The organism is Mucilaginibacter sp. 320_HR (assembly GCF_059691875.1).
This window is the reverse complement of record NZ_JCAWAI010000001.1, coordinates 82,436-96,341: the sequence shown is the minus strand read 5'-3', so window position 1 is coordinate 96,341 and position 13,906 is coordinate 82,436. Positions and strand designations below refer to the sequence as shown.

The 13,906-nt window shown below is 45.3% G+C and carries 10 protein-coding genes; 4 read left to right on the top strand and 6 right to left on the bottom strand.

The window, feature by feature from the left end:
• The first annotated feature begins 73 nt into the window (after positions 1–73).
• Positions 74–1,525 (top strand): DNA repair protein RadA, encoded by a 1,452-nt coding sequence (radA, locus tag AC59GT_RS00410; RefSeq protein ID WP_497235799.1) that lies wholly within the window; start codon positions 74–76, stop codon positions 1,523–1,525.
• Between the two features lie 11 nt (positions 1,526–1,536).
• Here the strand turns inward: radA and AC59GT_RS00405 are convergent, their stop codons facing one another.
• From AC59GT_RS00405 to dapF, 5 genes are all read right to left on the bottom strand, one after another.
• Positions 1,537–2,775, bottom strand: coding sequence for a PP2C family protein-serine/threonine phosphatase (locus tag AC59GT_RS00405; RefSeq protein ID WP_497235798.1), 1,239 nt, complete (start codon positions 2,773–2,775; stop codon positions 1,537–1,539).
• An 81-nt stretch (positions 2,776–2,856) separates the two neighbouring features.
• Positions 2,857–3,984, bottom strand: a complete 1,128-nt coding sequence (locus AC59GT_RS00400) for a glycosyltransferase family 2 protein (protein WP_497235797.1) — start codon at positions 3,982–3,984, stop codon at positions 2,857–2,859.
• On the bottom strand, positions 3,971–4,942 hold the full coding sequence (locus tag AC59GT_RS00395) for a lysylphosphatidylglycerol synthase domain-containing protein (RefSeq protein WP_497235796.1): 972 nt from the start codon (positions 4,940–4,942) through the stop codon (positions 3,971–3,973). The genes AC59GT_RS00400 and AC59GT_RS00395 overlap by 14 nt, the downstream gene beginning before the upstream one ends.
• A gap of 134 nt (positions 4,943–5,076) precedes the next feature.
• On the bottom strand, positions 5,077–7,974 hold the full coding sequence (locus AC59GT_RS00390; RefSeq protein ID WP_497235795.1) for a DEAD/DEAH box helicase: 2,898 nt from the start codon (positions 7,972–7,974) through the stop codon (positions 5,077–5,079).
• A 261-nt stretch (positions 7,975–8,235) separates the two neighbouring features.
• Positions 8,236–9,021, bottom strand: coding sequence for a diaminopimelate epimerase (gene dapF, locus AC59GT_RS00385; RefSeq protein WP_497235794.1), 786 nt, complete (start codon positions 9,019–9,021; stop codon positions 8,236–8,238).
• Positions 9,022–9,216: 195 nt separating this feature from the next.
• Between dapF and AC59GT_RS00380 the strand changes: the two genes are divergently transcribed.
• Complete coding sequence (locus AC59GT_RS00380; RefSeq protein ID WP_497235793.1) at positions 9,217–10,755, top strand: Do family serine endopeptidase; 1,539 nt, start codon at positions 9,217–9,219, stop codon at positions 10,753–10,755.
• Positions 10,756–11,075: 320 nt separating this feature from the next.
• The gene (gene pdeM, locus AC59GT_RS00375; protein ID WP_497235792.1) at positions 11,076–11,741 is read left to right on the top strand and encodes a ligase-associated DNA damage response endonuclease PdeM; all 666 of its coding nucleotides are present in this window, start codon (positions 11,076–11,078) and stop codon (positions 11,739–11,741) included.
• On the opposite strand, the gene AC59GT_RS00370 is transcribed toward pdeM, so the two are convergent.
• Positions 11,738–12,877: a TlpA family protein disulfide reductase gene (locus AC59GT_RS00370; protein ID WP_497235791.1), complete on the bottom strand. Its 1,140-nt coding sequence runs from the start codon at positions 12,875–12,877 to the stop codon at positions 11,738–11,740. The two genes, pdeM and AC59GT_RS00370, sit on opposite strands and share 4 nt — an antisense overlap.
• Positions 12,878–13,082: 205 nt before the next feature.
• Between AC59GT_RS00370 and AC59GT_RS00365 the strand changes: the two genes are divergently transcribed.
• The gene (locus AC59GT_RS00365; RefSeq protein WP_497235790.1) at positions 13,083–13,868 is read left to right on the top strand and encodes a succinate dehydrogenase cytochrome b subunit; all 786 of its coding nucleotides are present in this window, start codon (positions 13,083–13,085) and stop codon (positions 13,866–13,868) included.
• The last annotated feature ends 38 nt before the right edge of the window (positions 13,869–13,906 follow it).

Genomic DNA, 13,906 nt, shown 5'->3' with positions numbered 1-13,906 from the left:
TATTAGCAATACCGCGGATTTTTCTTAGCTTTGTTCATTAGCAATTTGCAACCAGCATATCTGCACCTTTACAATGGCTAAAACCAAAATAGCATACTTCTGCCAGAGCTGCGGCTATGAATCGCCTAAATGGCTGGGCAAATGCCCAAGCTGCCAGCAATGGAACACATTTGTAGAAGAGATACTTGAGAAATCGGCAGCGGCGGTTCCTACGTGGAAGGCTACGCCTACATCATCTCAACGGGCCAACAAGCCAGTGCCTGTAGCGGACATTGTATTTAAAGAGGAGCACCGCCTGCTTACTCCGGATAAAGAATTTAACCGGGTACTTGGCGGCGGCATTGTTGCCGGATCGCTGGTGCTGATGGGCGGGGAACCGGGCATAGGTAAATCTACCCTGATGCTGCAGATAGCGCTGACAATGCCCAATATAAAGGTGCTGTATGTATCCGGCGAGGAAAGCGACCACCAGATAAAGATGCGGGCGGAAAGGTTAACCCCCCACCCCCCTGAAGGGGGAGTTTTTGGAATTAATGGGACTTCTACACCCCCTTCAGGGGGCCGGGGGGCTTTCATCCTTACCGAAACTTCCACCCAAAATATATTCAAACAAATAGAAGAACTACAGCCCGACCTAGTAGTGATTGATTCTATCCAGACCCTGCATTCCGCGCATGTAGAGTCTACTCCCGGGAGTGTGTCGCAGGTACGGGAATGTACTGCCGAATTGCTTCGATTTGCTAAAGAGACCGCTACACCGGTGTTCCTTATCGGCCACATAACTAAGGACGGTATGATAGCCGGCCCCAAAATACTGGAACACATGGTTGATACCGTTCTACAGTTTGAGGGCGACAGGCACCATGTTTACCGCATATTGCGCACCATTAAAAACCGTTTTGGCTCCGCATCGGAACTGGGTATATACGAAATGCTTGGCGAGGGCTTACGCGAAGTATCAAACCCGTCGGAGATATTGTTATCACAACGGGATGAACCGTTAAGCGGTATCACGATATCAGTAACACTAGAGGGTATGCGCCCGATGCTGATAGAAACACAGGCGCTGGTGAGTACATCTGCATACGGCACACCGCAACGTACCGCTACCGGTTTTGATACTAAACGCATGAGCATGCTGCTGGCAGTATTAGAGAAGCGCTGTGGCTTTAAACTGGGTACGCAGGATGTATTCCTGAACATTACAGGTGGTATACGGGTGGAAGACCCTGCAATTGACCTGGGCCTTGCAGCTGCCATTGTTTCCTCTTACCAGGACATCCCCATTCCTGCAAAAACCTGCTTTGCGGGCGAGATAGGGCTTTCGGGTGAAATACGTGCGGTTAACCGCATAGAACAACGTATAGCTGAAGCGCAAAAGCTTGGATTTGAGCAGATCTTTATTTCTAAGTACAATATGCCTTCAGCTGCAAAAGATAAAAAGCGGCTGGACCTGACGCGCTATACTATAGATGTAAAGCCTGTTGGCAGAATAGAGGAAGTGTTTGGGTTGCTGTTTGGGTAAAAGGCGTTGCTTTAGGAGATCTTTACCGCAAGCAGTGTAATATCATCAATAGGTTTGCCTTTTATAACGGTGTTGATGTGTTCCATCATTGCGTTGTTAAAGTCGTCTGGTGAGAGTTCGCCGTTTTCTATTACAAACTCCAGCAGTTTTTCCTCACTCCAGGCCTCATAATTCTGTAGTTCGTGATCCATCAGGCCGTCTGTGTAGTTAAAGAACAGGCTTTCAGGCTCTATATCAATCTCGCCTTCGTTTAAAAAAGGCAGTTCTTCAAAAGCACCGATCATGGTTGTTCCCAACTTCAACGGAACCGCCTCACCCTGGCAATACAGGATGGTTGGATTGTGCCCCGCGTTAACGTAATTCAGTTTCCTCGTTTTTTGATTGAAACGCGCCAGGAACATCGTGATAAAACGTTCGCCTTTTGTATTTTGGATAACCAGTTTATTAAGGCGTTCTATTATAGTGGTAAGGTCGTCTTCAATGGCGGCCAGTCCCTGCAAGCTCGCCTGAAAGTTGGCCATCAGCAAAGCCGCGGATATTCCCTTGCCTGATACATCGGCAATGCACCACAGGAACTCGTCTTCATTCAGCCGTATAAAATCGAAGTAATCCCCGCCGATGGTTTGGTGCGGCAGGTATTTGGCCCCAACTTCAACACCATTCTCCTTATACACCCGCATAGGAATAAGCATGTTCTGCACCTCAACTGCCAGCTCCATCTCGCGCGTCAAGCGTTCGGTCTGGAGGCGTTCGCGGAACAACCTTTTGTTTTCCAGCGCTACTACTATAACGTTAATAAGCGTTTGAATAAAGGTCAGGTCATTGTTGAGCATTTCGCCGTTGGTGTTAAAATCACCGATGAGCGCATATGCCAATGCCTTGTTTTTGTGGTAAATGGGAATAAAATAGTTGTACGTGCCTAAAATAGGGTCGCTATGGTTATTTAATGCGGAGGGGGCCTTTAACTTGCTAAGGTGTTTCCAGGTGTTGTTGAGTACGTTGGCACGTTCAATGTGGCCGCCGTATTTAGAGATACAGCTGTAAACACCCTCCTTTTCTATCAGGAAACGGAACTTGCCTACCTGCAGGTAGCGCTGCAAAATTACCTCCAGCATCCGTATAAGGTCGGGTGTAGAGGCGTTCTTGTTGATCGCTCTAGTAATTTCGAGCAAAGAGTTTAGCTCCGTTTGCCGCTTAAGCAGCAGCCGGATTAATTCTTCCTCTCCCGAGTTACCCTGTAGATTTTGCATTATTTGTTAGGCAGTCTAAAGTAATGAAATTTAATTCAAACGGAATTATTTAGCTGCTTATGCAGAACAAATTTCGTGCTGCTATCGCACTACACGGCCTTTCCAGGAGTATTTACGCGTGTTCCCCATTAAACCTATGTACACAAAGTAGATAATATGAACAGGAATAAGTATTGCCAGCAATGCTACCAGGCTGCTGCGCTTAAAAAATGAGGTAATCGGTAACAGGTATGCTGCCTCGAACAAATACTTTAGCAGGTACTGCACCAGGAATAACACCAGGAACGAGATATTATAAAAACCTAGTAGGGCATTCACCAGCATAGAAAGGTTAAAGAGCCAGATAGCAACGGCAAGCGCAACTATCTTTTTGTCCTTATACCGTGTGGATTTTGACGCCCAGCGCCTGCGTTGCTGAAGAAATTCCCTCAGGGTATGCTTGGCATGGGTATAAACCACCGCATCGGTGTTTTTTAAAAAGCCTATGCGATTGGGGTATACTACGGCTATTTTCTGCAGCAGCAGTTCGTCATCGCCGGAGGCAAGGTCATCTATACCTTTAAAGCCGCCAACTTCATGAAAAACATCTTTACGGTAAGCCAGGTTAGCCCCGTTGCAGTTAGATGCTCGTCCATTGCCGATGAATGCACCGCCTATGCCAATCAGGTAAGCAAACTCCAGCGTTTGCAAACGTTCAAAAAGGCTGCGTTCTTCAAAATAAGTAACCGGTGAGGATATCATCACCAGATCATGTGTCTCGTAATAAGCAACTACAGAGCTCAACCATTTGGTACCCATACGGCAGTCAGCGTCTGTTGCTACCATCAGGTCGCCGGTAGAGCGGCTTATGGCTTCGGCAATGGCCTTTTTCTTGTAAGAATTGAGCGGTTCATCCTCCTGCAGCTGCATCAGCTTAATACCCCGGCCGGCATAGCTACGGATGATCTCGGCGGTGCTATCGGTAGAGTGGTCATCTACTATGATCACTTCTGTAAGGTGCCTGGGGTAATCCTGCGCCAGGATGTCATCAATAGTATAGCGTATGCGTTCCTCTTCGTTACGGGCGGCTATCAGTATGGTTACTTTTGTATTAAGCGGCGCGCCATCTGTTTTCGGGCGTTTTAAGTTGCTCCATCCTTTTATAAGATAGGCTACAACCACCAGATAAACAGCGGTGAGCAGAAGAGAAATGATACTAGGTACGATCAAAGAATTTTAATTTAAGAACAAACACAGAACCCAGTATCGCAGGGATAATGAGATTAATAAGCCAAATAGACGAAACAGCTGCAATAATAGCTATTTGCTGGGTGGTAATGTACAGAAACAAATGCGCTGCGGTAAAGCTGCGTACACCTATATCTAAAAGGTCCAATGAGGGAAGGGCCGACTGGATGAAAATAAAGACAATCACGGTAAGCATCATTGGGCCAAATGGTATAACAGGCAGCAACAGATGTATAACCAAATAGTACTGGAACGTAAACACCGCGAACCTGGCTATGCTGTATGCCATCACTACTATCAATTCGCGCTTATTATAGCGGCCCATTATGTAAAAGAAGCGGTGATACTTACGCAGAAACTTAATGCGGTCCAGCAGGGCAACCAGCCAGCTAATATGGAAATAGAACACCAGGAACAAACCCAGGACGATAAGCGATAATATCGTGATCCCTGCTAATAACCAAGGATCCAACTTTAGATAGGTATATATAAATACCAAACCAGCCAGGATGCCGGTAAGATTGGTAACCACGTTTTGCGCAAAAGCACCTACAGCCATTGCAAACACACCATGTATACGTTTACGGCTCGGCAGGAACATTACCCTCCCACCATATTCGCCTATGCGGTTTGGGGTAAACACAGCCCATGTCAGGCCACAAAAAACCGCTTCGATCGCTTCCCATACAGATATTGCAACCAGCCGCTTTGCCAGGTACTGCCATTTTAAACTTTCCAGCAGCCAGTTCAGGAACATGAGCAGCACTATTGCACTAAGCGTAATTAGTACCTGCTGCCTGCTTATTTTTGATATCAACAGCTCGAACTGCCTAAGATCGGTGTTTTTGGTTAGGAACTTGTGGTAGATGAACAGCGCCGCCAGGAACAGTATGCCCGCTTTAAGCAGGTACGAGAGAAACTTTTTAGCGTACGCGGTCAATTAAATAGAATTTGTTGCAATGTTACAAAAAGCCGCGGCAAGCCGCGCGCTTGTCTGCCCATAATGTAGAGGTATGGCAGCAATTTGGCTTTGGTAAGACAATGTTGTATATATTTTGTTTTGTACCTGCATGCCTACCCTAATATCTCCCGGATATCATCTGCAGATAACGACTTGATAAAGCTTTCTTCGGTAGTGATTAGCGAGCGGGCAACGCTTAGCTTACGTTGCTGCAGGGCAAGTATTTTTTCTTCTACCGTGTCTTTGGTGATGAACTTGTATATGAACACGTTTTTGGTTTGGCCAATACGGTGCGTACGGTCTATAGCCTGCTGCTCTACAGCCGGGTTCCACCATGGATCCAGTATAAACACATAGTCTGCCTCTGTTAAGTTTAGGCCCACACCTCCTGCTTTTATCGAGATCAGGAACACCCTTGTCTTTTTATCCTCCTGGAACTGCCTCACCACATCGCCGCGGTTTTGGGTGCTTCCATCCAGGTAAACGTAAGGGATACCCTCCTTCTCTACGTGTTCGCGGTAAATGTTCAGCTGTTTTACAAACTGCGAGAAGATAAGCACCTTATGCCCGCCATCCAGCACGTTGGCAAGCGTATGCACTACGTTCTCAAATTTGCCCGAATCACCTTCGTATTCGGCGTCTATCATGGCAGGATGATTAGCTATTTGCCTAAGCTTGATCAATCCCTGTAATACCTGTATCTGCGTTTTAGCATAAGTACCATCTTCCAGGCTGCGCAGCAACTCGTTCCGGTATTCTGACCGTACTTTCTCGTACACCTCGGTTTGTTCTTCGCTCATCTGGCAGTAGAACAGGTTTTCCGTTTTTGGCGGCAGCTCTGTAGCTACCTGTTCTTTCGTACGGCGCAGTACAAAAGGCTTTATAATAGCCTGCAGCTTGCGCGCCTTCTCCTCATCTTTCTTCTTTTCTATCGGCGCCACAAACTCGTTGTGAAAATATTGCTGAGAACCCAGCAGGCCCGGGTTAATGAACGACATCTGCGTCCACAGGTCGTTTACCGAGTTCTCTACCGGTGTGCCGCTGAGTATAAGCTTATACCTCGACTTTAGTTGCCTTACGGCCTGGTAAGATTTGGATGACGGATTTTTGATGTTCTGGCTCTCGTCAAGTATAACATACTCAAAAAAGAACGCCTTAAACATTTCTATATCTATACGGCTTATGCCGTATGTAGTTATCACGGCATCGTAGTTGGCAAATACATCGGCAGATTTGTACCTGAAAGCGCCTGTATGTACCATAATGCGCAGCTGCGGTGCAAACTTCTTGGCTTCATTAAGCCAGTTGTATATCAGCGAAGTAGGCATTATCACCAGCGAAGTGCCTTTGCCACCGTTTGCCTCGGTATCTTCTTTATGTTTTTGCAGCAGCGCCAGTGTTTGTATGGTTTTACCCAAGCCCATATCATCCGCCAGACAGCCACCGAAATGGAAATCTTTTAAGAAGTGGAACCAATTGTAACCGGCCTTCTGGTAAGGTCGCAGGCTGCCGGCAAAGTTTTGAGGCATAGGAACGTCTTCAGTTTCCTCAAAGTCTGTAAGCTTTTGCAGTTTGCGGTTCATGGCGGTTTCTGCCATTTCTCCTCCCAAATCACTCACCAAACCAAGGTGGTGGCGCCGAAGCTTTATGTCTTCGCCCGATTCTGAAAAATGCAGCAGGTTACCAAATTGGGAGAACCAGTGCTCGGGTATTACCGCTATCTCGCCTGATGGCAAAACAAATTCTTTCTTACGGCTTAAAATATGATTTTTCAGTTGGATGAAAGGTATAGCGTACGGGCCGAAGTAAACTACCGCATTAATGTCAAACCAGTCATTGTTCTCTTTTACCTGCAGATCTATTTTGGTGGCACCGAATACGTAGCGCTTTTGGCCGTCCGGCTGCTCTATTTCAAATCCTTTTTCAACCAGTTCATCATGATGCTGGTTGAGCCACTCAAAAATGGGGAACGAGCGGTCGCCCTCCTCATCACTCACTGCAACCTCAAGGTTTTGGAACAGCGACGATGTGGTTTTAAGACCCATACCCTCCAGCTGCGACAGCTTCCCTTTTTCCCAGCTTACCGAGCGGCGGATGCGGTGAAAAAGGTAATCGTCGCCGTTCTTTTCCATCCGGACAGATACATTCCTGCCATCGCCGTAAGGGAATACATAGCCAGCGTACTTAAAATACAATTGCAGCTGCGATGTGCCGCCTTCTACATAAATAGGTTTTACAACCGCTACCGCATCGTACTTTTCGGTATTTATGGTAAAGCCCTCCGCATATACATTGTGCTTCTCTATCAGGGGCGCAACAAATTTTTCGAAGTAAGAATGTTCTGAAGATTTTGGAATAGAAATGTACCGTTTGTTAAGGAAAGGCTGCAGCTTTTTACCCTCAATATCCTTATCAAAATAGTATAAGGTATCATCAAGCAGCATCCAAGCCGGGTGGTTGCAAATGATCTCCGCATCCTTAAACATGAACTCTATCCGCAGGTTTTGGTACTTAATGGTAGGGAAGTAACGTATCTCCTCTTCGTTCCTGCGGAAATGGAACAGCACGGTTGCCGCTTCATCGGCAATGTGCACCTGCCGGCCTGCCGGGTAGCCCTCTTTGCTCATGAGGTACAATTGCTTTTTGCTGCTGCCTAAAAGGCCCAGCGCTTCCACAATCTTCTTTTCTATTTTAGGGCGGATGGTCTCAAAAAGCTGTTCGTTAAAAACCTTGGCAAAAAATTCAAATGGGCGGATAGGTTTTTTATAGAAGCGTTTGATAATGTTACCCTGCTCAATATCCTCCAGTATCTTTATCAGCTTACGGTCGGTATCATCTATACAGTGGGTAAACTCTTCGGCAGTGTTACTAAAAAGGCGCTGATGTGTAAATGAAAATTCGCCGTTGGGATTCAGCTGAACAATGTGCGGTTCGATAACATACGACAGGAAATCATGCCGGGCAATGGCATAAATTATCTGGCAGGGTTTGGTACTATCGACGCGTAACATTAATCACAGGTAAAAAATTAATGCAAGCTACGATCAGAAAAAATTCAAACGTAAACAGAAATTATAGGAAACCAAATTCTTTAGCAGGATTTTTATTAACAATTGGGCAGAGACCCTTTTATCCTGTCATGCTGAATTTGTTTCAGCACCTCATAATTTGGGATGTCCGCATTCGTTGGGCGAAAAAAGCTTTGTAGATAAAAGGCTAAATCCATGATCTGCGCCGGAGGTGCAACCCTTAGCTAAGGGGTTGATAGCACCCTAAACTTCCACTTCTCCTGTAAACACCAATTCAGCTGGCCCTTCCAGGAAAATGTTGCTAAACTTTTCGCCGTCGTGATCAAACCGGATGTTCAGATCGCCGCCCAATACTTTTATAGGTGTGTTAATGGTGCCATACTGCTGGTTATGTTTTGCCATAGCCAGTGCTACGGCGGTAACACCCGTGCCGCAGGCGTAGGTCTCGTTCTCTACACCGCGTTCGAACGTACGCACAAAATAGCCGTCACCTTCTTTCTCAACAAAGTTCACGTTAATGCCTTCTGTCTTGTAAGTCGCATTGTTGCGTATGGCGTAACCTTCATTATAAACGTCTTTTACCTTAAGTTCCGTTGCCTGTTTTACGTAGTGTGGCGAGCCTGTATTTAGCACATAAGCGCTGCCGTCCTTTTCAATCGTGTCAACATCTATCATCTGCAAACTCACCCAATTGCCTGCATCTGAAATTTTGGCATGATGAATCCCATCAGTAGCAAGAAATTTTGTCGTGTCATTTATTACACCCAGGTACTTGGCAAAGGCCACAATACACCTGCCGCCGTTGCCGCACATGCTGCCTTCTTTACCATCGGCATTGTAATACACCATCTTAAAGTCGTACCCGTCCAGGTTCTCCAGCAGCATAAGTCCGTCGGCGCCAACACCAAAACGGCGGTCGCAAAGCCGCGCTACAGTTTCAGTACTAAGCTGTTTTACAGCATTTTGCCTATTGTCTATCAGGATGAAATCGTTTCCGGCGCCCTGGTATTTATAAAATTTAGCGTTCACAAAAATCTATTTTTGATTACTGTTGTTCCTTTTAGACCAACCACATGTAACAAACGTAAGCAACTGTAAAGGTCTATTTAACAATTTTTAACAAAATTGCACATAACTTATCATTGTTTATGTCGTCTATATGGTATTAAATTTGACACTACGGTATACATAACCGTAAACATAAAAGAGAAAATATATATGGATATGAAAAGATTTGGTTTAACACTACTTACCGCTTTCGCAGGCGGTGCCATGGCGTTAGGCGTATACAAATATGCCGAAAACAAGTACGACCAGGGCATGTCTTTTGAAGATAAGCAAAAGGTATATTTTGCTAACAACCGTTCTGCTGCACCTATTACCTCATCTGCCGGTACGGTGGACTTTACCCAGGCTGCTGCAGAAGCTACCCCGGCGGTAGTTTACATCCGCACCACTTACGCGTCAAAGTCAGGCGGCGACCAGGACCAGTTTGAGCAGATGTTCGGCCAGATGTTTGGCCAGCGTATGCGACCACAAGGCCCGCAAATGGCTTCAGGTTCGGGCGTGATTATCTCTACCGACGGCTACATTGTTACCAACAACCACGTGGTAGCTAAGGCCGAGAAGATACAGATCACCACTAACGACCACCGCCAGTTTGAAGCAAAGGTAATTGGTACCGACCCTAACACCGACCTTGCCCTGATCAAAATTAACGCAACCAACCTGCCTATTGTAAAACTGGGCAACTCTGACGCGGTACGCGTTGGCGAGTGGGTGCTTGCTGTAGGTAACCCTTTTAAACTAACCTCTACCGTTACTGCAGGTATTGTAAGCGCGAAAGGCCGCAGCATAAACATCATTGGCAATAACGATGAGGACGACGATAACCAAAACCCGTTTGGCCCGGTTAGGCAGCAAACTCCAACCCTGAGAAAAGGTATTGAATCTTTTATTCAGACAGATGCGGCTATTAACCCGGGTAATAGTGGTGGCGCGCTGATAAACACCAATGGTGAACTAATTGGTATTAACGCTGCTATCGCGTCGCACACAGGTTCATACGAAGGTTATGGCTTTGCCATTCCTATTAACCTTGCCAAAAAGGTATTAAATGATATTAAGAAATACGGTTCGGTAAAACGTGGTTATATTGGTATAAGCTTTGCAGACCTTAGCGACCCTGAAGCAGCGCAAGGCATTAAAACCGATAAGACTAACGGCTTGTACGTAAACAGCCTGGTAGCAGGTGGTGGTGCAGAAAAAGCAGGAATACAGCCAGGTGATATTATTACTAAGGTTGAAGGTAACACCGTATACGAATCATCAGACCTCCAGGAGCGTGTTGCACGTTTACAGCCTGGCGATAAAATAAATATCACTGTATTGCGTAACGGCAGCGAGAAAAGCTTTGATGTAACGCTGAAAGAAGAGGCACCTGTTGCTAAAACCGCGACGCTGTCAAAATCAGCATCAGAACTGTTTAATAAACTGGGTGCCAGCTTTGCGCCAATAAGTGCGGCTCAAAAAGCTAAGTTCCATGTGAGCAATGGCGTAGTGGTTACCCAGGTTCGTACTGGCGGTATATTTGATGATACCGAAATCCCGGTAGGTTCTGTTATCACCTCTATCAACAGGCAGCCAATCAGCAGCATTGAAGATATGGATAAAGTGATCACCAACCTGCGTAACGGCCGACTGATCATCAGCGGTGTTTACCCGAACGGCGGAAGCTTTAACAACGTTTTTGAAGTTCAGTAATTGAGCAATTTTGAATATTAAAGGCCACCCAAAAGGTGGCCTTTTTTTGTGCTCATATGGAGGTACTTTTAACCTGTAATTTATACTATTACTTGCAAATTTATGTGAAAATAGCCGTGTAAAAACGTGCGGTTTTTGAAGGTGACTGCATGAAAAATGGCCAGAAAACAGCCTTATTGATGTTATTTCGGTGTTTTTATAAAGGTTTTTTTGTGCGGTTAAAAAAGTGTTCAAAACGCACCGGCTCAAAAAACGCTGAACACTTTTGAACATCTTCTTTTTTGGAGGCCGCCTTTGTGGCGTGTATCTTTGCTGCCGATATGACGATGAGTGCGGGTACCCCTTTTAAGTTTTTAGACCAGGACCTTTTATTGCTGCCGCAAAAAGCTATTTACTGGGAACAGGAGAAAGCGTTGATAGCTGCGGACGTACATTTGGGTAAGGTGGGGCACTTTCGCAAGGCAGGCATAGCCGTTCCGCTAAATATGGAGCAGGATGACCTGGCCGTACTGTCGGACCTTATTGCTGAGCACCGGCCGGAGAAGATCATCTTTCTGGGCGACCTCTTCCACAGCGATATGAATGCCGATTGGGACTGGTTTGTACTATGGCGCAAACAGTTCCCCAAGCTCCAGATCATACTGGTAAAAGGCAACCATGACATTATACACGACAGACATTACCTCGAGCTGGATATTGTATTAACAGAGCACCTGAGCGTAGGCCCTTTCCTGATGCTCCACCACCCCCTAAACGACCCAACCAAACGGCAGGATGGCGGCTATGTGCTTTGCGGCCATATACACCCCGGCGTTAGCCTAGTAGGCCGCGGCCGGCAGAGCGTTACTTTGCCCTGCTTTGCATTCGGGAAAAACCAGGCAATCCTACCTTCTTTTGGCAAGTTCACGGGTAAGGTTGCAATCCGCAGTCTTAAGAGTGACAGCATTTTCGGCGTGTTGAAAGATAAAGTGATCGCGATAAGTTAGTGAGTTTTCAAATACTCGTGCACTTCCGTGTCTACTTCTTCAAAAGCGATATTCGGTTTCAGTATCCTCCAATTCTTATCTAACAAGAAAAACGCCGGTAACTTTTTTATACCCCAGCTGCTTACATTAGGTGAAGCATCACCTTTATTATCTGATACCTGTAACCAGGCTACATGATTCCCTTTTATCGCTTTTTTCCAGGCAGCGTCGTCGTCTCCCACCGATACACTTACAACACTGAAATACTTTCGGTCGGCGGGTGTAAGTATCATACCGGGAACAATACGCTCGTGCGTCAGTTGGCTCATGTCGTTATCTGGCTTCCAGAATTCAACAAGTATAACTTTGTTGCCGACCTGGTTTTTGTTGAACGGCTTGCCATCCGAGGTGTTGCCTTTGATCTGCGGTGCCTCAGCTCCGGCAATCATGTTAACTAAAGGCATAAGTTTGTTGCTGATGTTAAGTCCGTCGTCGCTGTTCTTTACGCTATCACTTAGCTTCTGAAAAATAGCATAGTAAGCCGATGGATCCTCAACAAAGTATTGGCTTGCCATAATGTGCGCGCCTATTGCTGTTTTTGGGTGCTTATCTACATACTGCTTAAGTACATCTAATTGTAATTCCCGTTGTTTCTTTTGTAGCGCACGGGTGCTCTCGTACAACTTGTTCCGCTCTGATTTAGATAACCGGGAAACCTCGTTTGAAGCCAGCTGATGTTTTGCAGAATCTATCTGCTCAACTATACGGGATGTAGCTTTGTACTCCCCGGCGTAATAATCGTTAAGTTCTCTCTGCGTAGCTGATGCTGTCTCTATTTTAGGATAGGTGTCCGGCTTAGCAGTATTTACATCTATGCTGTACTCACTATTATCTAAATAAATGTCATAGCTCATGTTGTTCTTAATTGCCTTATCAGTGTTAAATAAGGTTAAGGTATAATAGCCGGGTGACTGTAATTGCCGGGAAAAGTTAAGTTTCCCGCTCCTAAGTGGCTCATTTATTACTTCTTGATTATTCTGTTTGATGATTATAATTCCGTTAGCAATCTCCGGCGCTTTGACAGTTAACTTTAATCCGGATGGTTTATTACAGGCAAAAAGCAGCAAAATTAGTGCTGCGGCATAGTGTAGTTTCATATACTGGTTTAGTCAACCTAAATAAAGAATAATTTACCAGTTGTTGAACCGGCCGGGTAAATAAACTTATTACTAGTCTAACTAACACGTCAGCATCGCAATTTTAGATTGTTTCTAAATAACCGATTGTTCTGTATTAAGCCGAAACCATTTATATCATTTAGTTTTTAATAAATACTTTTGCCTAAATTAATATGACCGAATAATGAGCGAATTCAAACAAACCTTTAACTCCTCGCTGGGAAAGAAGCTTATCATGGCTTTAACAGGCTTGTTTTTGTGTACTTTTTTAATTGTGCACTTAGGTGGTAACTTGCTGTTGTTTAAACACGACCAAGGGTACTCTTTTAACGCCTATGCAAACTTCCTGACACACTTCCCTCCAATAGAAGTAATAGCTTACATTTTGTATTTGGCTATTATCCTGCATGCCATCTATGCATTGGTACTTACTGTTAAAAACCGCCGCGCCAGGCCTGTAGATTATGCTGTACGTACAAAGTCACCTGCATCATGGTCATCCAAGAACATGGGGCTGTTGGGTTCTATCCTGTTATTGTTCATTGTAATCCATATGGGCGATTTCTGGCTTACTTATAAGTACAAGCACATTCTTGGATTTAAAGAATACCGTACTAACCAGGTTACCGGCGAGCGTACAGTTGTTGATTTTAACCCGCCTAACCAGGAATTCGAGCGTTCTTTCACTACTGATGGCGATATCGAGATCATGCGTGTTAAAGACCTTCATTCCCGTATACAGTGGAGCTTTAGCCACCTTTGGTATGTGGCATTCTACGTAATTGCAATGGGCGCATTATCGTTCCACTTGCTGCATGGTTTCCAAAGTGCTTTCCAAACTTTTGGTTGGATGCACAGGAAGTATAAACCTATCATTTACTTTATCGGCACCTGGTTGTTCGCGGTGATCATACCATTAGGGTTCGCTTTGATGCCTGTAGTGTACTACTTTCAAAGTTTAAGTAAATAATACTTGAGAAGGAATCGGGATAAGAATCACGATTCAAG

Excerpts from the sequence above, each read along its gene's own strand:
- AC59GT_RS00380 (WP_497235793.1), top strand. The coding sequence starts at position 9,217 with ATGAAAAGATTTGGTTTAACACTACTTACCGCTTTCGCAGGCGGTGCC.
- AC59GT_RS00405 (WP_497235798.1), bottom strand. The coding sequence starts at position 2,775 with ATGCAAAATCTACAGGGTAACTCGGGAGAGGAAGAATTAATCCGGCTG.
- AC59GT_RS00390 (WP_497235795.1), bottom strand. The coding sequence starts at position 7,974 with ATGTTACGCGTCGATAGTACCAAACCCTGCCAGATAATTTATGCCATT.
- AC59GT_RS00365 (WP_497235790.1), top strand. The coding sequence starts at position 13,083 with ATGAGCGAATTCAAACAAACCTTTAACTCCTCGCTGGGAAAGAAGCTT.
- radA (WP_497235799.1), top strand. The coding sequence starts at position 74 with ATGGCTAAAACCAAAATAGCATACTTCTGCCAGAGCTGCGGCTATGAA.
- AC59GT_RS00370 (WP_497235791.1), bottom strand. The coding sequence starts at position 12,877 with ATGAAACTACACTATGCCGCAGCACTAATTTTGCTGCTTTTTGCCTGT.
- pdeM (WP_497235792.1), top strand. The coding sequence starts at position 11,076 with ATGACGATGAGTGCGGGTACCCCTTTTAAGTTTTTAGACCAGGACCTT.